The organism is Noviherbaspirillum sp. (assembly GCF_035944575.1).
Lineage (GTDB): Bacteria > Pseudomonadota > Gammaproteobacteria > Burkholderiales > Burkholderiaceae_D > Noviherbaspirillum.
Genome location: NZ_DASZBA010000131.1, coordinates 1 through 25,056, shown reverse-complemented (window position 1 = coordinate 25,056; position 25,056 = coordinate 1). Strand labels below are relative to the sequence as shown.

At 56.4% G+C, this 25,056-nt stretch carries 20 protein-coding genes and 1 tRNA gene; 8 read left to right on the top strand and 13 right to left on the bottom strand.

The genetic code is table 11. From position 1 onward, the window contains the following. Window positions 1–577 precede the first annotated feature (577 nt). The 3 genes from VGU61_RS08675 to VGU61_RS08665 all read right to left on the bottom strand — a co-directional run bounded on the left by VGU61_RS08675 (window position 578) and on the right by VGU61_RS08665 (window position 5,381). Window positions 578–3,565, bottom strand: a complete 2,988-nt coding sequence (locus VGU61_RS08675; protein ID WP_326858714.1) for an EAL domain-containing protein — start codon at window positions 3,563–3,565, stop codon at window positions 578–580. Between the two features lie 158 nt (window positions 3,566–3,723). Continuing rightward, window positions 3,724–4,464: an N-acyl amino acid synthase FeeM domain-containing protein gene (locus VGU61_RS08670; protein ID WP_326858713.1), complete on the bottom strand. Its 741-nt coding sequence runs from the start codon at window positions 4,462–4,464 to the stop codon at window positions 3,724–3,726. A gap of 458 nt (window positions 4,465–4,922) precedes the next feature. Further along, window positions 4,923–5,381, bottom strand: a complete 459-nt coding sequence (locus VGU61_RS08665) for a CBS domain-containing protein (protein WP_326858712.1) — start codon at window positions 5,379–5,381, stop codon at window positions 4,923–4,925. Window positions 5,382–5,789: 408 nt separating this feature from the next. On the opposite strand from VGU61_RS08665, the gene VGU61_RS08660 reads away from it, so the two are divergent. Then, window positions 5,790–6,356 (top strand): hypothetical protein, encoded by a 567-nt coding sequence (locus VGU61_RS08660; protein ID WP_326858711.1) that lies wholly within the window; start codon window positions 5,790–5,792, stop codon window positions 6,354–6,356. A 51-nt stretch (window positions 6,357–6,407) separates the two neighbouring features. On the opposite strand, the gene VGU61_RS08655 is transcribed toward VGU61_RS08660, so the two are convergent. From VGU61_RS08655 to VGU61_RS08635, 5 genes are all read right to left on the bottom strand, one after another. Further along, a tRNA-Sec gene (locus VGU61_RS08655) sits at window positions 6,408–6,503 on the bottom strand. Between the two features lie 37 nt (window positions 6,504–6,540). Continuing rightward, window positions 6,541–8,439, bottom strand: coding sequence for a selenocysteine-specific translation elongation factor (gene selB, locus VGU61_RS08650; RefSeq protein WP_326858710.1), 1,899 nt, complete (start codon window positions 8,437–8,439; stop codon window positions 6,541–6,543). Continuing rightward, entirely contained in the window at window positions 8,436–9,833 is a 1,398-nt protein-coding gene (selA, locus tag VGU61_RS08645; protein WP_326858709.1) for an L-seryl-tRNA(Sec) selenium transferase, read from the bottom strand. Before selA ends, selB begins: the two co-directional genes overlap by 4 nt. A gap of 18 nt (window positions 9,834–9,851) precedes the next feature. Beyond that, a complete protein-coding gene (locus tag VGU61_RS08640) occupies window positions 9,852–10,376 on the bottom strand; it encodes a UGSC family (seleno)protein (RefSeq protein WP_326858708.1) in 525 nt (174 codons plus the stop codon). Then, window positions 10,373–11,818, bottom strand: coding sequence for a thioredoxin family protein (locus VGU61_RS08635; RefSeq protein ID WP_326858707.1), 1,446 nt, complete (start codon window positions 11,816–11,818; stop codon window positions 10,373–10,375). The genes VGU61_RS08640 and VGU61_RS08635 overlap by 4 nt, the downstream gene beginning before the upstream one ends. Before the next feature lie 432 nt (window positions 11,819–12,250). On the opposite strand from VGU61_RS08635, the gene VGU61_RS08630 reads away from it, so the two are divergent. The 6 genes from VGU61_RS08630 (at window position 12,251) to VGU61_RS08605 (ending at window position 17,549) form a co-directional block, all read left to right on the top strand. Continuing rightward, window positions 12,251–12,445, top strand: a complete 195-nt coding sequence (locus tag VGU61_RS08630; protein ID WP_326858706.1) for a hypothetical protein — start codon at window positions 12,251–12,253, stop codon at window positions 12,443–12,445. 30 nt (window positions 12,446–12,475) lie between these two features. Beyond that, a complete protein-coding gene (locus VGU61_RS08625) occupies window positions 12,476–13,603 on the top strand; it encodes an alpha/beta hydrolase family protein (RefSeq protein ID WP_326858705.1) in 1,128 nt (375 codons plus the stop codon). A 126-nt stretch (window positions 13,604–13,729) separates the two neighbouring features. Further along, complete coding sequence (locus VGU61_RS08620) at window positions 13,730–14,545, top strand: MlaE family ABC transporter permease (RefSeq protein WP_326858704.1); 816 nt, start codon at window positions 13,730–13,732, stop codon at window positions 14,543–14,545. 15 nt (window positions 14,546–14,560) lie between these two features. After that, a complete protein-coding gene (locus tag VGU61_RS08615) occupies window positions 14,561–15,502 on the top strand; it encodes a mammalian cell entry protein (RefSeq protein ID WP_326858703.1) in 942 nt (313 codons plus the stop codon). Then, on the top strand, window positions 15,499–16,164 hold the full coding sequence (locus tag VGU61_RS08610; protein ID WP_326858702.1) for a hypothetical protein: 666 nt from the start codon (window positions 15,499–15,501) through the stop codon (window positions 16,162–16,164). Before VGU61_RS08615 ends, VGU61_RS08610 begins: the two co-directional genes overlap by 4 nt. Before the next feature lie 257 nt (window positions 16,165–16,421). After that, window positions 16,422–17,549: an ABC transporter substrate-binding protein gene (locus VGU61_RS08605; protein WP_326858701.1), complete on the top strand. Its 1,128-nt coding sequence runs from the start codon at window positions 16,422–16,424 to the stop codon at window positions 17,547–17,549. Window positions 17,550–17,627: 78 nt separating this feature from the next. Here the strand turns inward: VGU61_RS08605 and VGU61_RS08600 are convergent, their stop codons facing one another. The 4 genes from VGU61_RS08600 to VGU61_RS08585 all read right to left on the bottom strand — a co-directional run bounded on the left by VGU61_RS08600 (window position 17,628) and on the right by VGU61_RS08585 (window position 22,793). Beyond that, the gene (locus tag VGU61_RS08600) at window positions 17,628–19,952 is read right to left on the bottom strand and encodes an ATP-dependent DNA helicase (protein ID WP_326858700.1); all 2,325 of its coding nucleotides are present in this window, start codon (window positions 19,950–19,952) and stop codon (window positions 17,628–17,630) included. Continuing rightward, window positions 19,949–21,598 carry a VRR-NUC domain-containing protein gene (locus VGU61_RS08595; protein WP_326858699.1) on the bottom strand — a complete coding sequence of 550 codons (1,650 nt, stop codon included), beginning with the start codon at window positions 21,596–21,598 and terminating at the stop codon, window positions 19,949–19,951. The genes VGU61_RS08600 and VGU61_RS08595 overlap by 4 nt, the downstream gene beginning before the upstream one ends. A gap of 556 nt (window positions 21,599–22,154) precedes the next feature. Then, on the bottom strand, window positions 22,155–22,388 hold the full coding sequence (locus tag VGU61_RS08590) for a DUF3072 domain-containing protein (protein ID WP_326858698.1): 234 nt from the start codon (window positions 22,386–22,388) through the stop codon (window positions 22,155–22,157). Between the two features lie 225 nt (window positions 22,389–22,613). Continuing rightward, window positions 22,614–22,793, bottom strand: coding sequence for a hypothetical protein (locus VGU61_RS08585; protein WP_326858697.1), 180 nt, complete (start codon window positions 22,791–22,793; stop codon window positions 22,614–22,616). A 292-nt stretch (window positions 22,794–23,085) separates the two neighbouring features. Between VGU61_RS08585 and VGU61_RS08580 the strand changes: the two genes are divergently transcribed. Beyond that, window positions 23,086–23,694 carry a class I SAM-dependent methyltransferase gene (locus VGU61_RS08580; RefSeq protein WP_326858696.1) on the top strand — a complete coding sequence of 203 codons (609 nt, stop codon included), beginning with the start codon at window positions 23,086–23,088 and terminating at the stop codon, window positions 23,692–23,694. A 60-nt stretch (window positions 23,695–23,754) separates the two neighbouring features. Here VGU61_RS08580 and VGU61_RS08575 read toward each other — a convergent pair whose 3' ends face one another. Continuing rightward, window positions 23,755–24,564, bottom strand: coding sequence for an alpha/beta hydrolase (locus VGU61_RS08575; protein ID WP_326858695.1), 810 nt, complete (start codon window positions 24,562–24,564; stop codon window positions 23,755–23,757). Between the last annotated feature and the right edge of the window lie 492 nt (window positions 24,565–25,056).

Here is a 25,056-nt window from a genome sequence, read left to right as displayed (position 1 = left end):
TTCATATAGGGTTTCAAGAGTCGATTTCAAGCGTAAAAACGCTGTAAATTCAATTCAAAAAACCTTACTTCTAAGCCACACTTTCCTGCCACATCAACACATTTACATCACTCGCTTTGCAGCGCGTTTTGTTTTGTGTTTTGCGACGGGAGGCGAACTATAGCAAACCATTTCGCTGGACGCCAAGCACTTTTTTGAAGTCGTTTTAGCGATGCGATTTTGCTATTCAAAGTGTTGATATCTTTTTCAGAAAGCGCTCACATTATTAGCAAGTTGCACAGCTACAAAGGAGTTGGTTAGGTATCTGCTTTGCGAATGGAAAGAATGTCTCTTAATTGTAGTAAGGGAATAACACTGCCTACGAACGAAGGGTCGGAGTCGAGACAGGCCAATGCCGTTTGCGACAGACAAAGCCAAGGTAAAAAAACCAAAAGGATTTGGAAAAGGAAACAGTCGAGGATGGTTGGAATTTCAGAAGGAGGAGCGGATTTGCCTGATGACCACTACGTCAGCGGCCACCGTACGAATAGCTGCCATCTTATCCGTCCATGCCCAGCTTGCCACGCCCGAAAAAGCGTTAAGACTCTACCGGTTTCGGATGGCCTTTAGCTCTTGAGCGCTCCCTAGCATTCGTGGCGCGGCTCAAAGTATGCACAAAGCGGGTCAATTGTTCATCTTTGATAAAGCTTGCTGATGATGTCGCAGCCAGCAATGTGGAAGGTGCCTGTGGCCGGGCAACGACGTAGCCTTGCACATAGTCAACTCCGATTTCAGCCAGCGTCTCAACCGTGGCATTGTCTTCGGCCCATTCGGCGACGGTTTGCATGCCAAGATTTTTTGCGAGATTCACGATTGCTTCCACGATGGCGATATTGGCCGGATGGGCATTCATGTCGACAATGAAATTGCCGTCGATCTTGAGCAGATCTGCGGGAAACTCTTTCAAATAGGAGAACGACGTGTACCCGGCGCCAAAATCGTCGAGTGCGATACGCACACCGCAACTGCGAACCTTGTCGATGAAACGACGGGTGTTATCGAGATCGTGAAGCGCGACACTCTCGGTAATTTCGAGACATAGACGGCTGGAGATGCGTTCATTTCGGGCCAGAAGTACAAATGCATCTTGAACAAACCGCTCGTCGTTCAATGACGCTCCACTGAGATTGACGCAGATAAATTGCGTGTTGGTCAGCCTGGCTTCGTTTTCTTCTATCCATGCGAGGGTCGTTGCCAATACCCAGCGGTCAATGTCACCGGTTGATCCGCTGATCTCGGCAGCAGTGATGATGCGACCGGCAGAAACGAGGCTGCCGTCACGATCGCGCATTCGCAAAAGCACTTCGAAGTTCAGCGACGCATGCGGCGCCTTCAGGGACATGATGGGCTGCATGTCGAGAAAAAGGTACTCAAGTGCAGTTCCGGCAGCCAGACGCTCAACCATGGTGAGTTCCGCAGCCCGCTCGCTGAAGACGGTGGCAGTCTTTTCGTACACCACAAGATGGGCAATCGAATCCCTCTTGGCTTCCCTGCATGCACGGTCAGCGGTGGAAATTGCATCCTTGAACGACGTTCCCGGCCCTATCTCGACCAGGCCTATTGTTCCGCGCAGCTGGAACGCTTTGTCGCCGATGCGATAGTGGGTTCCGCTTAATTGATCGATTATTTCATTACAAATCGCTGCTGCCTCGGACAGCGATGTTTCGGAAAAGACTATGACGAATTCATCGCCGCCAACGCGACCGACTTTTTGATTGCAGGTCAGTGCTCCTTGTACACGGTCGCACACCTGCTTGAGGACTTCATCGCCCGCGACATGACCATATAACTCGTTGATCAGTTTGAAGCGGTCGAGGTCAAGGTAAGCCAGCGCGAGGCTTGATGGTTTTTGATTCGGCAGTTCAGCCAGTGCTTTGATAATGACTTTTTCAATACCGCGGCGGTTGTACACCTTGGTAAGCGGGTCATTATTGGCCATGAACCGCAAATCCGTGATGGCCTTGGAACGCTCGGTTACATCCTGCAGCGAACCTTCGATCTTTCCACGCGACAACCTTGCCTTTACCAGGAAGCGCTTGTGTTCGGCCGATGCATGGTCCGTCTTGTTGCCGACTTCCAGTTCGCCGTCGGCCTGCCGCTCCACCAGCTGCGACAATTGCAACCATGATCCCTCATCGAAATACTGGTCCCAGCCATTGCTTGACGGGTCTGTCAGTTTGGCACCGAGCATGCCGATCATAGCGGGATTCGCGCTGAGAAACCGTCCTTCGGTATTGGCGGTGAATAGTCCGATCGGCATGGCCTCGTAGGTGTGTTCAAGCGTTGCCTGCGCTTCCAGCCGCGCTTGCTGGGTAGCGCGAATCTGCTCGGCAATGGCAATGGCGGCTAGCAGACTGGACGATAAAGCCGCCGTAACGCTGTTGATCGAGCCGATTAAGACCTTGTATCCGAGAGCCGCACCAATGATTTCAAATACGCTGCCGAGCAAAGAAACTCCCAGCGATGCTGCGTACCAGATTGCGGTGGAGGACGGCGCAATGACCAAAATGCGGGTGAGGAGAAACACGAGAACGGCGGCTAGAAGGCTGGCCGCTGTCCAGTAAATCGGCAAAAATGTTTGATACGACATCGTCATGGACATGACCAGCAGCGGCACACATGTCCACTGGGCATAGTGCAGAAGCGATGCGTAGCCCACTTTGTCGAGATGGGTGCGGAACAGCGTCTTGAATAAGGAGATGGTTAGCGTGAAATACAGCGCCAGCGTGAACAGCCGACCTTGATAAAGCCACTGCGCCGGAATGGTGCGCCCCAGCCATTGAGTATCCCATCCTCCTGATAGAGCCGCCATGCGAAGAGAAACGATGAGCCATGCCGCGAAGAGAAGATAGGTGCGCTCACGATTGATGTATGCAGTGATGGTCATGAAGAGCGCCAGCATGACCAGGCCGCCGTCCATGAGTCCTGAATCCCTGAAAAACTCTTCCGTATTCATGCGAAGCGCCGACGCTGGCCACTGCGATGCGGAGATGCGCGCCGGCCCGACGAAGGAGGCATGGCAAATGATATGTGCATCGGTATTGTCAGGGTCGAGCGCAAGCGCAAATCCGCCTTTGGCGGGCGCCATCTTGCCGCTAATGCTCGAGCGGCTCGCGGCACCGAGTTCGAAACGAGCTTCGGCATCCCAACAAGCCATGCTGTGCGTGTGCCGCGATGGGAACTCCACTGTGGAAGCCCGACCGTCCGGCAAAGGGGGAACGGTGAAGCTGAACCAGAAAGGAGATTCGGAGAGTTCTGTATCGTAGTAAGCCACGTCGCGCAACTTGCTCAATTGAGCCGACGCTTCGTCAAGGGTGATTGGTGAATTGCCTTCAGGCAGAACGCGTATGGTCAGTGGATATGCGTCTCGTTGCGGCTGGTGTTTTTCCCACGCGACTAGAGCAACGACGGAAATCAGCAGAATCAGGAATGACAGAACATGGCTTGATGTGAATGTCAGCGTTCGATCCAGAAAACGATGCAATCGTGTGCCGCAGTGTTGTCTGCCTGTAGATGAATCGTCCATGTTCGACCGTTTTACGTAGCCACGAATGATTGTCCAAGTAAGAACTTGCTGCCCTCATGCACCGGTATCTGAATCGAACGACAGACACGGAAAATCAAGGCAGCAAAATGTTGCGGAAAATCAATAATATACGTTTCCGTATGGACGTGCCATTTTTATTACGCTTCTAGGGCATTTCTGACCAAAAACTCGTTGTTTACACGAATATCTTCATGAAACGTTCGGAAAAAGAAGTTATAGAGCGGATGGTTAGCCTTGTGCCAGCGAGGTTCGATCTGTCCGATCTCGATCGACATGATCCGATGCGGCATATTGTTGGCGTGCTTGAGGGGCACATATCCTAAACCGGGGAACACCTCGTCAAACATCAGCCGCTCGTATTGCCGGTCGATTGGCGAGCGGCCTGCGACAACGATCCATTCAATTCCGGTTTGAAAGCAATAATGCAGTCCTGCCTTGAACAAGGCGGCGGTGACAAGCCGTCCCGCCTGACTGCCGCTGACGCCGAGGCGGGTAGCCTCGCCGAGCGTTCTGCCCGAAAGCCAGTCAGGCAAAGTCACGGACTGTTCAAGCGGGAGTGGCTTGCCGATATTGGTTTGGAGCCGCATCGTCCCGATGGGAGAGCCGTCAAGCTTGGATTCAGCGAGCAGGATGATGACGCCCTCTTCCTTGTCGATCGGTTCAGGCGACTTGAGCTTTTCAGCAAACGCCGGTACATGCCTCTGATAAGCCGCGTGCCGAATGTTAACGGCTTTTTGCAACTCGTCATCGTTGTCTACCAGCTTGACTGTAAAGGGCAGCTTCTCTTCTTTCATCGCATATTCAGGAAGAACACCTTGGTGCTGCATGTTTGATTCAGCATAAGCGCGAGTCGTGGCGCTAAGCGATAGATCGTTCATTGCATGACTCCTAAAGAAAGCACTACTTTCAGAAAAGAGATTCCAGTCGCAATGGGAGGCACGTTTGGTTTGCTGACCGGCTCAAGCCGCGAACCGAACATCATAATGATTGACGGCAAGTCAATTATTGCACTTTATATAAGTTGCCGATAAAGAAATATTGCTAAATGGGCACAATGAAGGAAAAATTTACAACTAAATTTCTTCGTATTAACTTTTTGACGGCATTTGGCGTGTCAAGGCGGCCGCAAACCACTTTTTGACGGAGAAGCTAGTTAAAGGAAGGGGAATTGACGAGCTTTCGCAAGAGCTAAAAGCTCATATTGCTTGGAAAAGTGGGGCGAGGATGAAAGGCAAAGGTGCTGAACCCACGACCAGCAACGTTGCCGGTGCGTCGGCAACGGTTGCATGGATTTCGTGCTGTTCGGCGAAGCAGTAAAGCGGAAATATTTTACAACTCAGTGTTGGGTGGGCTGCTTGCCTGTACTGGGACGAGTAGGCGGTACTGGAGCGGAAATGTCCTCCAGAGTGCTGTCCGTCTGAGCGGCTTGCCGCGTGGCCAGGTCGCCTAACGACACCACGCCGGTCAGTTCCATATTCCGGCTGACGACAGGCAGCCTTCTGATTTGCTGGTCACCCATCTGCTGAAGTACTTCCCCAACGGTTTGATCCTCAAAACACCACAGGACCTGATCGGTCATCACATCCGAAGCGCGAACATCGGAAGGTGATTTACCTTCTGCGACGGCCCGAATGGTAATGTCGCGGTCGGTCAGCATGCCAACCAGACGTTTGCCATCACATACGGGCAGTGCTCCAACATTCAAATCACGCATCATTTGCGCCGCTTGCGTCAAAGTGTCGTCCGGCGATAGCACTGAAACTTCACGCGTCATGACTTCTGAAATCGGTTGCATGGTAGTCACCTCAAGGTTGCTGAAAAGACCATAAATCCACTTTGAACGCATGGCCGCGGCTAGAGTTTCAAGTATTCGATATTTCTTCTTTGTGGCTCCCGGTCCAGTGGCGCGATCGGGCGGCCAATTTCCTGACTACGCTTGTAGTTTTTACGTGTCGGTTATAACGGGCACAATCAACCGATCCAGTAACGTTCGCTCTTCGGCAATGAAATCGGTGCGGTCGGGAAAATAATCGACGCAGCTATCGTTATTCACTCTTTGCAGGGGGAGCAATATAGGTATCTGTTGCATGTGCCTAAGTTTATTCATGAATGATTTTCTGGCACGTTCGATGCATGACGGTCTGCTATAGCAGCTTCGTTCATTTACGGGCACCGGCTACAGCTACCATCTAGAGACATCATCATGAAACTTTCAAACATACGGATTGCTGCCCAACACGCATCGATCGCCATTGCGGTTGTCGCCCTGCTTGCTTGTGGCGGCGGCGATGAAGACAACACCACAACAACGGGCAACAGTACTCCTTCTTTACCGGCGGGTGCCACCGGGCCCGGTCTTACGGGGGGCGCGGGTTTTGGAGCAGGAACGCCCGGCAGCGGCAACGTCGGCACTGGCGTTGGCTCGACGGGGATTGGCACGACGGGCGTCGGAACGACCGGTACCGGGAACATCGGTACGGGCACCGGCGGACTCGGTACAGGTACAGGCGGGCTGGGTACGACAGGCGTGGGCACAACGGGTATGGGTACGGTGGGAACCGGTACGGTCGGCACAGGAACGATAGGAACAGGCACGACAGGCGGCAGCGTCGGCGGATCGGTCGGGACCGGTGCCAGTGGTTTCGGGATATCCGGTTTTGGAACAAGCGGCTCCGGCACAGGCGGATTTGGAAGCTCGGGTCTCGGTACTTCAAGCTCCGGCTTCGGGACGGGAACATCGTCGCTGAATACGTCCGGAACGCGCTTCTAGAGGTGCCAACAGAGGAGCCACGCAAGCGATTGCGTGCTCAGCGTTAAAATCTGGCGGAAGGGAGTGGGAGTCGAACCCACCAGACACGCCTTGCGCGCCTCGCCGGATTTGAAGTCCGGGCGCTCCACCGGGATACGATTCCCTTCCTCTTGCTTTTAACTTGGCTGCGACCGAACGCAGGTATTTATGAAACAATGCTCCGCACCCCGCCAGCATACCGCGTGATGCGAACACGATCCATGAATTCCAACACTTCTATGGTTACATTTCGTCCTATGCCGGACCGGTCGCGGTACGTGGCAGCATCGAATACGCCACGATCGGACTCACGCGCCAATGCGACAGCCACGTCGACAAGCTGATCCACGGTGGCCGGCAGGAAGAAGCGGTTTTTGGATATCCGCACCAGATGCCCGAGATGGCTGACTCTCTCCAGGAAGTCGAGAAGCGGCGCCAAATCCATGCCCATTTCCTTTGCAAGTTCACCAGCGGCCAATGCACGCAAACCGGCCTCGCGCAATAGCGTGCCGACACTACCCAGCAGCGCTTCGTCGGATTCGGTTAATCGTGGCCGATGATTGGCAAGGCGGAAGCAAATGCCATCGCGCGCGACGTCCCCTTCTTCGTTCAATGATTTCAACGCGGCACGCCAAGCCGGCGAAAGCGTACGCATCCCGAGTAATTCGGCAAGCGTCGCTTCCGGAGGACCGACAGCCTCGGGCCGTTCGACATGAAAGCTGCGAAGGGCTGCTTCCAACTGATGCCGCATGTCTTGCCAGCGTCCGGACGGCAAGGCGAACACCGTGCTGGCATGACTGTAGTGCACAAGGGAAAACGGCGCCGTCAGTCCAGACATTTCTTCTTCCGTGAGATTCCATGTCAGGGCGAATGACTCGATCGCTACCCCCTCCGCTTGCGTGGCAAGCAGGTTATCGAGGCTCTCCCCCGGTTTGTCTTTCGCCATGGCGGCCAGATACGCAAGCCGTTCCGGTTTCGTCCTTCCGCGCGCCGGACTGAAAGGATCAAGTGCAAATCCACCCGCGATCGTATGCTGCGCTGACTGGTCGCGCAGGATGAAGCGGTCACCGCGCAGAATGTGGATCGGCTCATCAGCGACGATCTGCGCCAGCGCCGATTTGCCCGGTACGATAGGATGCCCTTCCAACAGCGCCACGCGGGCGCTTATCGAAGCCGTACCGCAATGCAAATGTACCGGTGTCCAGTGCGAGAGGGGTTTTTCCCGAGACGGGAGCACGGTTATGCGTGCGTCGAAGCGCAGTGTCACCACGTGAGCGCGTGGCGCGACAATCCAATTGCCACGCTCGATGGCTGCACGCTTCAAATCGGCCCCTGACAGATTGAGCGCGCAGCGCCAGCCTTCGTTTGCCTCGCCCGCAACACGATTGTGCACATGAATGCCACGGACCCGTACCGGGATTCCTTGCGGCGCGACCAGCACCTGGTCGCCGACACAAACCGTACCGGAGGCTGCTGCACCGGTGACCACCATTCCGGCTCCGGTCAGCGTAAAGCAACGGTCGACGGTGAGTCGAAAATTCCCCCCCGCTCGCCGTGGCGGCAAGGCTAGCGCAACGGATGCAAGATATGTCCGTAGCGGATCCAATCCAATTTCCAGCAAAGCGGCGACCGGGAATACAGGCGCATCGCGCAATGCCGTCGTTGCCAACATAGTCATCAAGTCCGCGCGAACCTCGTCGATGCGAGCCGGCGAAACACGGTCGACCTTGGTCAATGCCACCGCGCCATGCCTGATGCCAAGCAGGTCGAGTATGGCCAGATGCTCAAATGTTTGCGGCATCGGACCGTCGTCTGCAGCGACCACCAGCAACGCAAAGTCCACCGCGGCGACACCGGCGAGCATGTTCCGTATAAAGCGTTCATGCCCCGGCACATCGACGAAGCCGATCGGGATGCCGGTGCCGAGATCGGCGTACGCAAAGCCGGGTTCGATCGACATGCCGCGCAGTTTCTCTTCCTTCAGCCGGTCGGTATCAACACCGGTAAGTGCCTTTACCAGCGATGTCTTGCCATGATCGACATGTCCGGCGGTGGCGATGATCATCGGCTGGCCTCACCCGTGAAGAGCGCACGGAACTCTTGTTCGTCCTCAAGGCAGCGCAGGTCGAGCAGGAAAGCGCCTTCCGCAATGCGCCCGATGACTGGCACAGGCAGTGCGCGGAAAGCAGCCGCAATCCCGTCGAGCGCCCTACCCGACGCGCGCTTGCCGCCTTGCGGCACGATTCGCAGTGCCATGCTGGGCAGCAGGTCTATCGGCAATGAACCGCTGCCGATCTGGCTTTGGACGGGTATCGTGTCGACCACCGCTCGGGCGCCAAGCCATTTTGCTACCAGGGACACAACCCGCTGTGCTGATGCAGCGATGGCATCCGGATGACGCGTGAGCAGCCGGATCACCGGAACCCGCTGGGCCAGCCGGTCAGGATCGGCATACAAGCGCAACACGGCGTCCAGCGCAGCGATGGTTAGCTTGTCGCATCGCATTGCGCGCTTCATGGGATTCTTTTTGATGCGCGCCACAAGGTCCGCGTGTCCTACGATGACGCCGGCCTGCGGACCACCGAGCAGTTTGTCGCCGCTGAAGGTAACGAGATCGGCTCCATGGGCCAGCGTTTCTGCAGGCGTCGGCTCATGGGGAAGTCCAAAGCGTACAAGGTCGGTGAGCGTTCCACTGCCGAGGTCTACGACGAACGGCAGCGTGTTTTCCTTTGCCAATGAGGCGAGTTGCGCCTCCGGCACGGCGGCGGTGAAACCCTCTACCCGGTAGTTGCTGGCGTGCGCCTTGAGAAGCAAAGCGGTGCGCGGACCAATCGCTTCCCTGTAATCGGCAAGATGGGTGCGGTTGGTCGTGCCGACTTCACGCAGCTTGCAGCCGGCGCGAACCATGATGTCGGGGAGGCGAAAAGCACCTCCGATTTCGACCAGTTCGCCGCGCGATACGATGACCTCCCTTCGCGGTGCGAGCGTGTTCAGTGTCAGCAGCACGGCGGCGGCATTGTTGTTGACCACCGTGGCGGCTTCAGCGCCGGTCAGCCGGCACAGCCAGCTTTCCACATGATCGTCGCGGTCGCCTCGCTTGCCCGTTGCCAGGTCGAATTCAAGATTCGTTGCGCCGGAGGCGACCTTGACGATCGCTTCGATCGCTTCGGGCGGCAAAGGGGCGCGTCCAAGATTGGTATGGAGAACGGTGCCGGTAAGGTTGAAAACTTTTTGCAGCGAAGGTGCCATGATTGCCAGCGCCCGACCAGCGATGCCTGCGGCAATATCGATGTCGGCGCCGACCTCGCCCGCCAAGCGCCGGGCGGCAAGTTCATCGCGGACCGCGCCAAGAACCACCGCGCGGCCGTGTGCGGCAACCAACGCTTCGATTGCCGGCCAGCGGAGAACGCCGTCGACCGACGGCAGATGAATGCGGTGAGGTAGTCCTACCGCGCTCATGCTTTGCCAACACACTGATCAGGTCGAGGTGATACCCCGCAGGATCGACTCGAGAGCCTGATCCGCCAGCGCGCGCAATTCGTCATCGGTGCGGTCCTGGATCGGATGCCGCACGAACACCATTGCGGGATCGAAACCCAGCACTTTGGACTGCAGTGCGGCAGCCTGCTCGAATTCGGTGGATGCAATCGCAACTCCCGGAATGCCTCGACTTTCGAGGTCTGCAATGTCATGCATACAGCACGACGTGCAAGACCCTCAGTCGGCCAGTCCTTCGATGACGACATGGCACTCGGACGCAATCTGCTGCTTGAGCGCAGTGGGTGCGACGCGGGTGAAGGTCGGCTTGCGATAGCGCTTGACACTGACGCCGCGCGCCGAAAGCTGGTCGCTGATCCGGTCGAGGAAGACGTTGCCGCGCGCCTTCGAAATATCCAGGATGCCGACCGTGAGATCGGACAGATCCGCAGGGCGTGACAGCAGCGCTCGCATGGCGGGCGACCGTTCCGCCGTCGGATCGAGAAGGATGGTGGGATCTTTCATTCAAGAATCTCCTTGGTTACAGGTATTGAACCGACCGGACCGGAGGCGGCCCAGCCGGCAATGACAGCGGAAAACAACCCAGCCGTTCCGCCGGCGCGGACGATCAGCAGCCCGCCAGGGCGGAATTTCGGGACCATCGTCCCGGCCACGGCAGCGGGCAAACCTTCCGTAATACCGCCTGCGCCAACGACCATGTCGTCGCCGGGCAATAGCAGCAGGCGTTCCAGCTCTTCGCGCAGCCGCGCTTTCGACCAGCCGGCTTCGGTGAACACGCGACAGTGTTCCGGCGATACGACGAGCACCGCGTCGCCGGCCATCGCCAGCTTGGGATGATCTACCGCGCGCAGGGACAATGCAAAGCTGCGCGCGAGGGATTCAGGGGTGCGGGATTTCTGATCGACGATACCTTGTACGCCTTCGCCGGCAAACAGCGTAACCGTCGACGCGCCGCGGGCGAAACCGCGTTCCACTGATAACGGCTCCCATGCATCGTCTTCCGCTTCGGCAAAGCAGAATGTGTATTTGCCCGGCGTGCCGAGGGTGGCGCGATCGAGTTCGCCGGGGCGTCCGCCGCCGACATTACGGATCACCAGCTGCAAGGCGCGACCGATGGTTGCATTGGCGCGATTACCCTGCCCTAGTGCGTTGACACCGGAGTTCATGCCGATGGCCTTTGTCTTCGGTCCGTTCACGATGACGAGCGGGCCGGCGAACATCGTGGTGCACAGGATGCCGTGCATCGCAAACTCGTCGATCAGGGCTGCCTCGACTGCCGCGAGAACGACCGGCATGTATTCGGGCTTGCAGCCGGCCATGACGGCATTGATGGCGACCTTCTCGACCGTGCATGCAGCGAGGTCGGGCGGAACCATTCCGATCACTTCGTCTGGCGCACGCATCGTTCCGGACAGCATGCGCAGCACGCGCTCGCGCGTCGGCGGGACGACCGGCAGCCCGTCAGTCCAGCCTCGCTCAAAGCAGACTTCCAGCAAGTCCTCCGATCCGGCGATTTCCACCGGGCGGGACGTGAATACGGTATTACCGAACCTGATCGCCAACTCTTCCGCGATGCCCGGTTCGAGCGTCTTGGAGCCGCACCCCGGGCGCACCGGCGGCAAGTCCTTCCCCAGGCCGTCATGTCCGGTCAGGCGCTGCCAGTCCTCGCGGTGCCATCCATACGTCCGTTCCAGCTCCACGCCGTTCTCCATGCGGATAAGGGTGGGTACGACTTCGACGTTCAGGCGATAGGAGTACTCCAGCGTATCGTCGAGGATGACCGTGTCGAGCCCGGTGGCGTAACCGGGATCATCCTGCACATAGACCGTCACCGGCTTTCCACCGTGCGCCAAGTCGCGCAGCAACGGCTCTACCAGCATGCACGTGGGGCATTCACGCTTGGCAATGACGACGAGGCCGTCCGGCGGAGGATTGTAGGAATTCATTTCAATGACTGTATCCGGCTAATGGCAAAGTGGCCGTCGTGTCCAGTACGCGACGGGACACCTCAACCGATGGATACCGGGTGCAGGCACCGTGGCACCGAACCGGTTTGAGCTTCACCTGTACGAATGAATCTCCAGATCATACTTGACAATGCCGCCACTCGCCTTGCGCCTGAATTTCTGCCTCTTATCGAACGGCACTAATCCGGGCATTCATTGAATTGGCCGTCCTCCGTCATATATGCGCCGCAATCATGTTGAAAGCTGGTGAATGACCATTCACCTCATTTTCAGGCACCTCGCTTTCCGATTTAACCCGCTCCAAATAATACGTAAATCGCCAATCTTTGCTGTCATAATTGCAACTATTGTCGTTTCTGCAAGTTTCGCGATTTGTCGGAACGGTTTTTTGTTGAAATCTGGGGGAGATACATGCGAACGCTGACTACGAACAACCTGTGGAGAAACCTTTCGACTGCGCTGCTGTGCGCCTCCTTGCTGGCAAGCTGCGGAGGTGACGATGCTGCGTCGAAATCCGCCCGGGGACAGGTAATCGGGTCACCGACGTTGACCGGGACTCTGACCGCGGGAGAAATCGATCGAATCACCGGCGTGTCGGGCCTTTAAGCATTGACAGGCACCGCAAAATGCAATGTCGTGTTCCGTGCAGTCGAGTACACAACACAGGGCGGTGTCGGTGAGGAGACCAATGCCACGACTGCATTGCTGGTTCCGTCGGGTGCCAATACGGCTTGCAAAGGAGAGCGCCCCATTCTGCTTTATGCGCATGGAACGGCGACACAAAAAAGCTTCAACATGGCCGATCTTCAGAATACCGATGCTCTTGCGATCAGTGCATTCTTTGCAGCCCAAGGTTATGTCGTTGTAGCGCCGAACTACGTTGGTTATGACAGGTACCGTTCGCCGTATCATCCTTATCAAAACGCCGAAGCGCAGGCGATCGATGTCGTCGATGCGCTTCGCGCCGCCAAATCCGTCCTGCCGACCACAGGTGCCGCCGCATCCCGGAAGTTGTTCATCGCCGGCTACTCCCAGGGCGGATTCGTCGCGATGGCCGCCCATCGTGCCATCGAGCGCGACTATGCGGGAGAGTTCAGCGTGACAGGTTCGATGCCCATGTCCGGATCGTATGCGTTGACCAATTTTGCAAAGTTTATCATCGATGGCAATGTCAATCTCGGCGCGACCACCCTAATTCCATTGATCGTCACCAGCTATCAGAAATCGTACGGAAACCTGTATCAGCGTCCCGCTGATTTCTACGAACTGCCCTATGCGGCTACGGTAGAGACATGGTTTCCGTCAACTCTCGATGAAACGACGCAAGCGAGGCTCGCGCCGGCCAATCTCTTCGACAAGGGTGACGGTCAGACCTTTCTCATCAGGAGTGAAATCCGGAATGCTCTGCGCGACGACTTCAGGCTAAATCGCGACAGCCCCTTCCGGCAGGCAATCATGCGCAACGACTTGCTGAACTGGACGCCGAGAGCCGCCATGGCGTTATGCGGTGCGGCGCGGGATGGCATGGTCTACTTCTCCAACACGACCGAAGCGGCGGCCTACTTCGCGTCACGTGGTGTGACGGTACCCGTGTACGACCTGAGAAATCGCGCAAGCCTGGCGGCTGGACCATTGGGCGATCTTGTGCATGGCGGCTTCGCGCAGTGGGCGGCAAGCCATCCCGATGCGGATGATCACTTCCTGGCGCCGCCGTTCTGCTACACGCTGGCAGTACGGTTCTTCGAATCCCTATCCGCAAACTAAAAGTCGACAGGTGTCGCCCGGGGAGTTGCACGCCTGTCAATGCATTGTCCGGCTTTCTTTTCACCCGAATTGCGATTGGTCGAAACAATCTTTTGGGACGGGTGTTGCTTCGGCTATCATTCGTCCATGTTTTCAAGCCCCCCTACCCCCTTCAGACCACGCCGATGGGGAGCGATCTGCCGGCAGGAGCTGGCGAGCTGGTGGTTTCTCGCGCTTTTTGGCGCTGGTGCGCTCGTCATCGCACTGTCGCCGTCCACCTATCGCCGCGCCAACCGCGTCCTGATCGCAACCCATATCTACACCAGCACCTGGCGGGTATTGCTCTGGTTTACGCTAGCCAGCATGCTCGTCAGCCTGGTGCTGATCCGGATCGTGGCTGTCACGGCGCTCAGCTACGGGCTGTCGCAATATGCGCTCGAGATGATGGTCCGTGTTCTCGTGCTCGAGCTGATCCCGTTGAGCGCCGCTTTGTTCGTCGCATTGCGCGCCGGACTTGCATTCAATGCGGGTGCGCTTCCGGTCGTTCCGGAAGCAAATCAGCCGACGAAGGCTGGCAATTCCGCCCTGGACTTTCACGTCGACGTCGTGCCGGAAGTAATTGCAAACGTATTTTCCGTATTCAGTCTTGCCCTGATGAGCAGCGCGGTAGTGCTGGTATTGGCCTACCTGAACGTCTATGGCCTGTCGCCCTGGGGATTGATGGACTATACGCGTACCGTCGGACGTGTATTCGATCCTGTCGTCACCGTCGGCTTTGCGTTGAAAACACTGCTTTTCGGTCTGGCGGTTGCCATCATACCGATGGCGGCCATGCTCGAACGACCACGCCGCGCCGATTCCACGCAAGCATCCGTATTGTCCACCGTACAACCTGGCGCCATGCGCCTGTTCTTCGTACTGCTTCTGATCGAATCCGGATCGCTTGCAGTCAAGTACATCTAACCCGACTCCCGCCACATGGAACGCCCTTCCGATCCGTCCCCTTCTCCCGTCCCACCCAACGTCCAGTTCAAGGCAATCCTGCTGTTGATTTTGATGGCTAGCCTGATCGCCGGTTTTTTGCTGTATGTGATGTACGCACGGGGTACATTCGAACGAACGCAGCGATTGGTTCTGGTATCGGACGACTCCGAAGGGGTCATCGTCGGCATGGATATGACCTTTTCGGGATTTCCGATCGGGCGCGTCCAGCGCGTCGAACTCGCGCCGGACGGCCGGGCCCGCATCCTGATCGACGTACCCGATAAAGACGCCAAATGGTTGCGGACTACCAGCGTGTTCACGATGGAACGCGGACTCGTCGGCGAAACGCGCATCCGCGCATTCTCCGGCGTATTGACCGATCCCCCCCTTCCGCCGAACGCGGAGCGCCCGGTGCTGCGCGGCGATACCAATGCGGAGATTCCGCGATTGGTCGCGACGGCGCGCGCATTGCTGGAAAACCTTCAGGCCATGACCGGTTCCGAATCCAGCCTCAACGTCGGCCTTGCCAACCTGCAGACCGCCACTGCCCGGATGAATGGCCGTTACGGCATGCTGGGCAGCGCGCTGGGCAGCGACGAGGAAGCAAAGAAACTCATCGTCGCGCTCGAACGGGTCAATGCGTTGCTGTCCAAGACCGACCAACGCGTTTTCGGGAAGCAGGGAATCATGGATGATGCTCAGGCTAGCGTCGCGCAACTCAACAACGTGCTCGGCGACGCACGGACCACGCTGAAGAAAGTGGATGCCGTTCTCGCCGAAGCCCAGGCGGTCGGCGCCAATGCCCGCATTGCTACCGACGATCTCGGCACCCTGCGTGCCGAGGTGGAAGCCAGTTTGCGCAAGGTGACGGCGCTGGTTGACGAAGTCAATCGCAAATGGCCGTTCGCCCGCTCCACCGACATAAAACTGCCATGAAAATCACGCCATTCTTTCTGCCGTCCATTTTTGCCGCCTTGGCTGGGTGCGCAAGCACGCCCGCTCCGCCTGCCTGGCAGTCCAGCGCATCGTCGGCGCTGCGGAGCTATTCCACCGCTTATCTCAGCGGTAACACGAGAGTCGCCGATCTGGAGTTTGCACGCGCACGTAGTGAACTGGCTGCGACCGGCCGCGCCGATCTGGTGGCGCAGGCGGAACTGATCCGCTGCGCTACCCGTGTAGCCAGCCTTGAGGTCGGACCATGCACCGGATTCCAGGCGATCGCCGATGATGTCAGCCCGGCCGAGCGAAGTTATGCGGCTTATATTGCCGGACGTTGGCAAGATGTGGATCCAGCGCTTTTGCCCACGCATCATCGAGCGCTGGTGAGCGCATCGGCACCCGCTATCGGTAAAAGTTTGCTCAGCGAAATCGAAGATCCGCTTTCCCGGCTCGTCGCCGCTGGCGCGTTACTCCAGAACGGACGACTGACGCCGGCTGACATGGAAGTCGCAACCGAGACGGCCTCGTCCCAGGGATGGCGCCGGCCGCTGCTGGCCTGGCTCGGTGTGCAGGCGCAGCGCGCCCAGCAAGCAGGCGCGCAGGACGTCTACACGCGTATCCAGCGACGAATCGAGCTTGTTTCGGGAAATCCCAAGTAATCATCGAGCGCGTTTCGCCGCTTACGATGCGCCATCCGTTCCACCTTCGGATGGTTTTCACAATTTCAGCCAACGCCTGGGCTGAAAGAGCCGCCTGTCTGCATTAGAGCAAATTCTCCAACGCAAATATTGCTCATAAGAAAATTCCTTGCTATTTTCTCCGGCTGGGTATTTACCTTAGCAGTGTCGTCGCCACGACGGCATGTTTCAAACGAAACCGAAAACATTCATCAAACGGCAGTATTCGAGGAGACAGTATGTTGGTCAGAGGTGTTATTGCAGCACTGTATGCAGTTTGCGTCGCCAGTACCGCTTACGCGGGAGAAATCAGGATCGGCTCCGTACTGGGGCTGACCGGTCCGAACGCCGCCACCGGAGTGGAAGGTACCGCGGTCGTCAATGGCTACTTTGACATGATCAATGAAAAGGGCGGCATCAACGGCAACCTCCTGAAACGCATAATCAAGGACGACCAATACGATCCGAAGAAGACTGCCGGCCTGGTCGAGGAAGCGATCACCAAAGACAATGTCGTCGCCATGATGAACGCCGTAGGCACGGCAAACACGATAGGCATCATCAAATCCGGTGTCCTTGCCAAGCACAAGGTACCGCTGGTCGGCGTGTTCAGCGGAGCGGAAGTCATACGCGGACCAGGTTCGGAAATGATTTTCCATACCCGCGCGACGTACACCGACGAGATCATGAAAATCTCGCGCCTTGTATCGACCGTTGGGCTCAAGCGCGTTGCAGTGCTATACCAGGATGACGGTTTCGGCGCCGGGATCAATCAGAGTATTGCCAAGGCAGCCGAGCAGTTCAAATTCGAAGTCATCAACAAAACGCCGTACAAGGCGGGCGAAACCGACTTCACCCAACATGCCAAGCAGATCATCGACGCCAAGCCGCAGGCGATCTTTCTGATGGGCGTGCCGGAGGCCGTCATCCGGTTCATGCGGGTGTACGACGCCCCGGTCGGTGCGGCACAAATCTTCACCCTGTCATTCGTTCCGGTAAAGGCGCTGGTCGACGCGGCAGGCGATAAGCGCGTTCGCGGCATGGGCATCAGCCAGGTCGTTCCCAACCCGGACTCGACCTCCCTGCCGCTGGCAAAAGATTTCCAGGCTTTCCTGAAAAGCAGTTACGGCAAAGGCATCACCTCGAACGCCACCAATTTCGAGACATATATGAACACGCGCCTGCTTGTGGAGGCGATTCGCATGGCCGGGCCCAATCCCACGTCGGAAAAAATCACCAAGGCGCTGACATCGATGGATAACTTCAAGCTTGGCGGCCATCCGATCAGCTTTACGGAAACCAACCGCAATGGCTCGCAATACCTGGATATCGGCGTCATCGGCGCCACCGGTCGTCTGTATTATTGAATTGAGGATCGAATCATCCGGGAAGCGGCGATACATGGCCGGATACATTGCCGGCCGGCTTTCCCATGTACTCCCGGCTCATCCATCGACATAGCCATCCGGCATAGCGTTCGCCTCACGACGGGTGAGATGAGCACCGATCCTTTCAATCTTCCACCAGCGCGGTAGCAAGTCCAGCACCTCAGGCCGCGCAAACCTGTCGTCAATCAGGAAGACAGTGCCGCGGTCCGACTGGGTCCGAATAACTCGCCCGGCAGCCTGGACGACCTTCTGCAGTCCAGGATACAGATAAGCATAGTTGTAGCCCGCGCCGAAGATCGCTTGCATGCGTTCCCGGATCTGTTCATTGACCGGATTAATCTGCGGCAAACCGAGCGTTGCGACAAAGGCGCCGATCAGTCGAGTGCCCGGCAGGTCGATACCCTCGGCGAACGGACCGCCCAATACGGCAAACCCGATTCCCGTGCTGTTCTGGTGAAAGCGTTCCAGAAATTGTCCCCTCTCCGTCTCGCTCATGTTGCGGGATTGCTCCCATACCGGTATGTCAGCATGACGAAGACGAAACAGCTCCGCCGCCTTCTGCAGGTAGTCGAAACTGCTGAAGAAGGCCAGATAATTTCCCGGGCGCCTGCAGAATTGCCCTGCCATCAATTCCACGATGGCTGAGAGCGACCGTTCGCGATGCTGGTACCGCGTCGAGATGTTCTCCGCGATATGCACCGCAAGCTGCTCCGCCTTGAACGGCGACTCGACATCTATGTACGCAGTCGTTTCGGGCAGCCCCAGCATATCGGTGAAGTAATGCCACGGACTCAAGGTGGCTGAAAACAATGTCGCCGATCGAGGCTCCGAAAAACGCGGCGCGAGGAATCGTGCCGGAACCACATTGCGGATACACAGGACCGACCGTCGTGAGCGGCCATACGTTTCGATGGTGATGTCGAACAGGGAATGTGTATCGAAGGTTTCCTGGAGGCGTGAAAAATGCAGTGCGCTGAAATAGAAATCCAGCAGATTGTTATCGACATGACCCGGATTGTCAGCGAAAAACTCCGTGATTGCGCCGGCGGCCAGTTTCAGCGCGCGAACGAATACATCGGGTATATCGGGATAGGCCTGATAACTTTCATGCTGTTCCTTGTTGATCGCATTCCAGCTCCGGTTGAGCTTGTCGAGACTCGGCTTCAGCTTTTCCGGCGCCGATTGACGAAGGAAATGCAATGCCGTCTGGTTCAATTCCGCCGTGTACATCTTCCGGGCGCGATCGACCAGATTGTGCGCCTCATCGATTAATACACCGACCCGCCACTGGTTCGCCGTGGTCAGCCCATAGAGCAGCGCACTGCTGTCGAAATAATAGTTGTAATCGCCCACCACCACATCACTCCAGCGGGCGAGATCCTGGCTCAGATAATACGGACAGACCTGATGTTGCAGCGCGACCGCACGCAGGTTGTCCCTATCAAGCGCGTTGGTCAATCCGGCGTTCAGCGCCGACGTACGCGCCTGCGGCAGGCGATCATAAAAGCCTCGCGCCAACGGACAGGACTCGCCATGGCATGCCAGGTCCGGATGTTCGCAGGCCTTGTCGCGGGCAACCAGTTCCAGCACGCGCATGGGAAGCTCCGGGCTGGCATTCCGGATTCGCCCCAGCGCTTCCAGGGCGATGCCCCGCCCGGGTGTTTTTGCGGCAAGAAAGAATATCTTGTCGATTTCCTTCCTAGGACTCGCTTTCAATAGCGGGAACAGGACGCCGATTGTTTTGCCGATCCCGGTCGGCGCCTCGGCCATCAGGCATCGCTCCGTGCTGGCGGCGCGAAACACCGACTCGGCCAGATAACGCTGCCCGTCGCGGAAATCGCTGTGCGGGAAAGGCAAGGCGGTCAGTGCGGCATCGCGACTCGAGCGATGATTCATCTCCTGTTCCGCCCAGGACAGAAAGTGCTCGCACTGCTCTTCAAAATACTGCTTCAGGTCCGTGGCAAGATGCACCTGCTCCAGGATGGTTTCCTGCTGCGTCGCGATGTTGAAATACACCAGTGCAAGCGTCACCTGCTCCAGGCCCAGCTTTTCACACAGGAGCCAACCGTAGATTTTTACCTGCGCCCAGTGCAGCGATCGATGATTCCCGGGCATGGTCGCCAAATCACCCAGATGGGTCTTGATTTCCTCGATACGGTTGCGCCCCGGATCGTAACCGTCCGCCCGTCCAGTCACCAAAAGATGTTTATATGCGAGGGACAGCGGAACTTCCCGTTGATAGTTTTCGCCCCGCCGGCCTGTAACCACCGTGTGCCCGACGATACCTTCCTGTGCACTTGGCGAGGGTGTGAAGCGCAGATCCAGGTCGCCCTGCTTGGCGGTGAATTCAGTCAGGGCCCGCACGGCAACACGGTATTTCACAGGGTCTCCTTCACCCAGTCCACATAACAGACGCTGACGGGAATATCATGCATGACACAGTATTCCATCCACCGGATCTGGTTATCCTGCAATCGATCATTGGGCGCCTTCACTTCGATCATCCTGTAGCGACGCTCCACCGGCCAAAACTGAATCAAATCCGGAAGGCCCGCGCGATTGGCCTTGATGTCCAGCAGCATGCGCGCGAAGAACTTCCCGAGATCGGCGGCAGGAATGCATTCCAGTGCGAGATCAAGCAGTTCGGCGCTCAAATTAACCCAGGAGACGAACGGCGACTGCATGCCCCATTTTTCCGCAAAATGACGCCGGATGGTATGCCTGTAGTCGTCCGACTCCAGCTGCGCAAAACACGCTGCAAACAGGTTTTCACGGCGCAAATGGAAATCGGCGCGGTACAAATCGGTCGGGCCGCTGTGAAATGGATGGAAGAACGCGCCGGGAACCGGTGCGAAGACGGCGGTCCAGCACAACAGGCCGAACAAGGAATTGATGAGTGTGTTCTCCACGTAGAATACGGGCGCCTCGGCGCTCACCAGATGGTTCGCAACCAGCAGTTCGACCGAGTACGGCGTTCCCGGTTGGTCCAAGGCCAAATCGATGCGATCAACGGCAGGCGCAACCCGCCGGCCAATCTTTTCGAGACCGAGTTTTCGCTGCAGACGAGGCAGGACCCGCATCAACTGCTGCAGCTCGGCTTCGCTTTCGGGCTTGCGTTCCGCTTCTTGTGCCAGCGCATGAGCCATACCGATTTTCCCGCTGCGTTCGAGGATGCGGACGATGCGAATACGCGCGCCCGGATAAGTGCATGACGAATACACATGCAGCGCCTTGTCCACGCTGCCGTTGCGTTCCAGCTCCTGGGCAATCTGGAGCAGCAGCTTGGCCCTGCGTCCCTCCAGCCATTCGTTTTCGGCCACACGATCGGGCATATCGGACAAGACGGCATCCGCCGCGTCACCTGCCTCGAGACGATCCCGGAGCCGGTGAAGTTGAAGATAGCAGTCGATGTCCTCAGGCGACCGGAATGCATGCGATGCGGTTGTCAAATCGACTTTTTCATACTTGTTGATGCCCAAGTCAGATAAGGTGAACTCAGACCAATCCTGCACGCAGTTGCCAAAGTACATCAGCTTCAGGCGTTCGCACAACGGGTCGATCATGACCTGATACACGCAATCCTCGGACTCCGGATACCACTCCGCGAAGCACCGGGGCGTATTGAATTCCGCGCGCAATGCATCAAGCAACTCCGACTTTTTCATCGCAGCGCTCGAACGAGGAAGACGGAAGGCGGAAAGCACCTCTGCCTTCGTCAGGATACCGAATATTTCGTCAAGCGATAACGACACCCGTTCTGCCACCCACCCCTGCTCCACCAGCGGCCGAACCGCTGATCGCGTGCAGCCAATTTCGCCATAGCACAGTCTGCTGGCACGAAATACCGGTCCTTTGCGCATCACCATCCGGACAAGCAGCGCTCGGGAAGCCTGCGGCATCGAGGCAATTCCTTCGACGAATCGGTGCTCCTCCTGGTTCAGCAAGTGACTATACCGGGCACGGACCCAATCCACTATGTGGTGAAAATTGTCGAGATAGTAAAAGGGATTGTCGAGCAATTGCGGCATCGTGCAGTGGCGTGTTGGAACTGGATTCCGGGTTGCTTAATGTTGGTTCACCATTTGAACGCGAACGGAAGCGCATTCAGCGATTCGGGGATTGGCGCAAGGGTATTTTGCAGTGGATTGTAGCAATCGAATGGCCGGTTCGATTATTGGAAAATGCATCAACACGATCGTGATTGCAGCATGATTGGCGCACATTGTTGGCGCGGGTTCACTGTTCCTTGCTGGGTGAAATGGTTGATTGAGGGGGAATTGACAGATTGATGTCCGGCGCAAGGTTCGTGGCTGGGAAGTGGGCCAGGTCATGCATATTGCCGTTGGAAATATGTGCTGCAACGCCATGAGTCATACTAAAGACGGTTCCAAACAAGCTGCGCCGCGCGGGGAACGCGGCAGGCAACCCAGAAAATCCAGGAGGATTTTTTAGAATGCGCAGACTGGCTTCTTTGCGCTATCCGGACTCAATCGCTCGCGAGCATTGGAACCCGGATAGCTACAAACGGGCAGTTTGGATAAAACTTTTCGCTGACGATTAAAGACTGCCCGACATCGCATTGATCTACTTTCCGTCGCCGTCCGGCTGTCCGCGTCCGGTTTTCTCCTGCAGTTCATTGATACGCTCAGAAGCCTCGGCTTTTGTAAGATTTTCGTCCAGATCTTCATGTGCCTCCTCTGAAAGCGTTTTCAGATAAGACTTCTGCGCCCCTGTCATTGGCTCGTCGCCGGTGGTCCAGTTCTTCGGATCCTTAACCATGTTGCTGTTCTGTGCATCTGCCTGCGTTTGCTTATCCATGATGATCTCCATTCGAAACTTGGGTTTTTCATTGGAAAAGTTAAATTTCCAATTACTGTACATGCATACAGTGTTATGGAGTTCATTCACTTTGAATGGTTCCAATTCATCCAGTTTAGCTGCGATGAATATGTCAGAAATCTGCATACGCAAAAACGGGCAGATGCGCGTTTGGATCGTCAAGACAAGCTATAGGGCAATTCACGTGGTTTTGGAAAGGTCTTTCTACGGATTGTCCTGTTTAGCGCTTCCGTCACCTTCGGAATTTGTCGTCCGCTGATTTTGGTTCTCTTGTTTCTTTATGCCTGCCGCCGCTTCCACCTCATTTCCAAGCTGATCGCCATGCAGCTTCATTTCCTCCGTTGCAGGCTGCGCGAGCCTTGTATCGCCAGATGGGGTTTGCATGATGCACCTTTCTTAGGATTGAATATTTTTATAGGCATGCGTGTATTAACTTAGTTCGAAATGTCTTCGCTGATAAGGTGTGTTCCATAACGAAGGAATGATGCACAGCTACTTCTATTGACGAATTTCAACATGACAGGCAATAACACGGCGAGTTATGTTTTATCAATCTTTGTATTTTTTATCGTCGTAGGATCAACTGCAAATGTCTTCGGTTAGCTTCAGAAGTCCACCAAAGAAAAAGCCGTCCGGAAGCACTTGTTGCATGCATTTAATCTTTTGAGGGAACGATATGCCTTCACGTCAAAAACCCGATCTACCCTTTGAACAGCGACGCAATGCCCTGAAAATATGCGCCGTCGCGTTCGCCTCAGGTATGACCGGCATGCCGGCAATTGCACAGAACGCAAAACCGCCGGTACTCGACGTTCCCTATGTGCCGACACCACAACCCGTGGTCGACAAGATGCTGCAGATGGCTAAGGTTACCAAAAAGGATCTGTTGTATGACCTGGGCTGCGGTGATGGGCGTATGGTGGTCACCGCCGCAAAGAAATATGGTGCCCGCGGTATTGGAATTGATATCGACCCTAAACGCATCTCCGATGCGAAAGCGAACGCGAAGAAGGCAGGTGTTACCGGTAGAACGACATTTACTGTCGGCGACCTTTTTCAGACTGATCTGTCCGATGCCACGGTCGTTACGCTTTACCTTCTCAACAGCATCAATCGGAAACTCCGTCCGCAGTTATGGGAACAGCTGAAGGTAGGTACACGGGTGGTGTCGCATTCCTTCGATATGGGCGATGAATGGCCACCGGAGAAAACAGAAGTCGTAGACGGCAGCACCATTTACTACTGGACGATTACGGACACACAGAAAAAGGCGGTAGGCAAATAATACTCATCGGCTTGGATAGCCATTCCCATTACTCGTACTCAAGCTTTTCGATCGGCTTGATTACTGCTTTGCAGGAACATGGTATTTAGGTGCAGCCATCATAGAGATGACCTGGCCCCATCGTGCATCGCTCATCGCGTTGAACCAGTCGTTGTGACCTGTCCCTTCCAATTCAAGATAGTGAATACCGGTGCGTGCGCCGACCAATGACTTTGCATGCTCAACCGGAATCAGCGTATCGTTTTCAGCTCCTACCACCACCACATTTCCCGGATATCGGTTTAGTGCATCGAAGGTATCGAGTCGCTCTCGCAAAAGGAATGAGAAAGGAATTCCCGCAAATTTTTCGTTAACCAGCGCCGATAGGCTTTTCCATGGCGTGATTAAGACAAGCCCTTCAAAACCCGCGGGATTGGATGCGGCGATCTGGGCCGCTATCCCGGCTCCAAGTGATTCACCCATCAGATACATTGGACCAGGCCATCTTTCGCCTGCTTGTTTCGTGTCCACCAAGGCGGATTCCACCGCATTCGGTAGCGAAGCACTACCGCTTCGGGCACCAAAGCCTGGATATTCTTGGAGTAGGACCCGATATCCATAGGTAACCAACTTGTGTGCATACGGCGCACGGTATTGTGCTGCGCCGGCGTTTCCATGAAAGAAAACAATCGTACCCTTGGCCGGTGATTTGGGTTCAAACACAAGACCTCGATAGACTCCCTGGTCATCCCATGGCATCGCTCCTGTCACAGCGAGATCCGTCTTATGCGGGTCTTCCGGCATGGGAAACAATATCAACCTGTCCTGGCCGAGATATAAGGTCAGTAAGGCAGCAAGCAAAATTGCGATGATCAAGATAGCCAATTTCATATCGACGTGCGGTCGAGTATTGAAAGTAACGACCAGCGATGCGTTTCTCTGGAAAACGGATGCCGTCAAATGCGGATGGTCGTAGTTATATGATTTGCGGTGCGACGAACATTGTGGCCGATGCGTGGAAACGGGACAAGTAGTTGTGCTTACCGATCGTTCGCTGAGAGCTTTGGCGTTGTTGACTGCAGCTTAGCCCAGTACATATCAACAAGGTCAATCTGATGCGCTAGCTTATTTCACTTTTGCAACATTTGGGCAAATCGGTGCGACGGGTTTGATGTTGAGTGCTTTCGTGATCAGCTCGTTGGAATAGCCCGTAACACCGATGGGCTGGCGTTATATCTGGTTGGGACATTTGCGAGCCGTCCCTCGACGAGAGGCGTGCAGCGGGTTGCGTTCGGTGCCGGGTGATGTGGCTGGGCGTGGTATGGCGGGGGGGATTGCCGGCCGGGATGAGCGCGGGGAGCGGGCGGATAAAAGCAAAAGGCC

Excerpts from the sequence above, each read along its gene's own strand:
- VGU61_RS08615 (WP_326858703.1), top strand. The coding sequence starts at position 14,561 with ATGGAACGCCCTTCCGATCCGTCCCCTTCTCCCGTCCCACCCAACGTC.
- VGU61_RS08580 (WP_326858696.1), top strand. The coding sequence starts at position 23,086 with ATGCCTTCACGTCAAAAACCCGATCTACCCTTTGAACAGCGACGCAAT.
- VGU61_RS08610 (WP_326858702.1), top strand. The coding sequence starts at position 15,499 with ATGAAAATCACGCCATTCTTTCTGCCGTCCATTTTTGCCGCCTTGGCT.
- VGU61_RS08585 (WP_326858697.1), bottom strand. The coding sequence starts at position 22,793 with ATGCAAACCCCATCTGGCGATACAAGGCTCGCGCAGCCTGCAACGGAG.
- VGU61_RS08635 (WP_326858707.1), bottom strand. The coding sequence starts at position 11,818 with ATGAATTCCTACAATCCTCCGCCGGACGGCCTCGTCGTCATTGCCAAG.
- selA (WP_326858709.1), bottom strand. The coding sequence starts at position 9,833 with ATGAGCGCGGTAGGACTACCTCACCGCATTCATCTGCCGTCGGTCGAC.
- VGU61_RS08575 (WP_326858695.1), bottom strand. The coding sequence starts at position 24,564 with ATGAAATTGGCTATCTTGATCATCGCAATTTTGCTTGCTGCCTTACTG.
- VGU61_RS08675 (WP_326858714.1), bottom strand. The coding sequence starts at position 3,565 with ATGGACGATTCATCTACAGGCAGACAACACTGCGGCACACGATTGCAT.
- VGU61_RS08670 (WP_326858713.1), bottom strand. The coding sequence starts at position 4,464 with ATGAACGATCTATCGCTTAGCGCCACGACTCGCGCTTATGCTGAATCA.
- VGU61_RS08630 (WP_326858706.1), top strand. The coding sequence starts at position 12,251 with ATGCGAACGCTGACTACGAACAACCTGTGGAGAAACCTTTCGACTGCG.
- VGU61_RS08595 (WP_326858699.1), bottom strand. The coding sequence starts at position 21,598 with ATGCCGCAATTGCTCGACAATCCCTTTTACTATCTCGACAATTTTCAC.
- VGU61_RS08665 (WP_326858712.1), bottom strand. The coding sequence starts at position 5,381 with ATGCAACCGATTTCAGAAGTCATGACGCGTGAAGTTTCAGTGCTATCG.
- VGU61_RS08620 (WP_326858704.1), top strand. The coding sequence starts at position 13,730 with ATGTTTTCAAGCCCCCCTACCCCCTTCAGACCACGCCGATGGGGAGCG.
- VGU61_RS08590 (WP_326858698.1), bottom strand. The coding sequence starts at position 22,388 with ATGGATAAGCAAACGCAGGCAGATGCACAGAACAGCAACATGGTTAAG.
- VGU61_RS08605 (WP_326858701.1), top strand. The coding sequence starts at position 16,422 with ATGTTGGTCAGAGGTGTTATTGCAGCACTGTATGCAGTTTGCGTCGCC.
- selB (WP_326858710.1), bottom strand. The coding sequence starts at position 8,439 with ATGATCATCGCCACCGCCGGACATGTCGATCATGGCAAGACATCGCTG.
- VGU61_RS08660 (WP_326858711.1), top strand. The coding sequence starts at position 5,790 with ATGAAACTTTCAAACATACGGATTGCTGCCCAACACGCATCGATCGCC.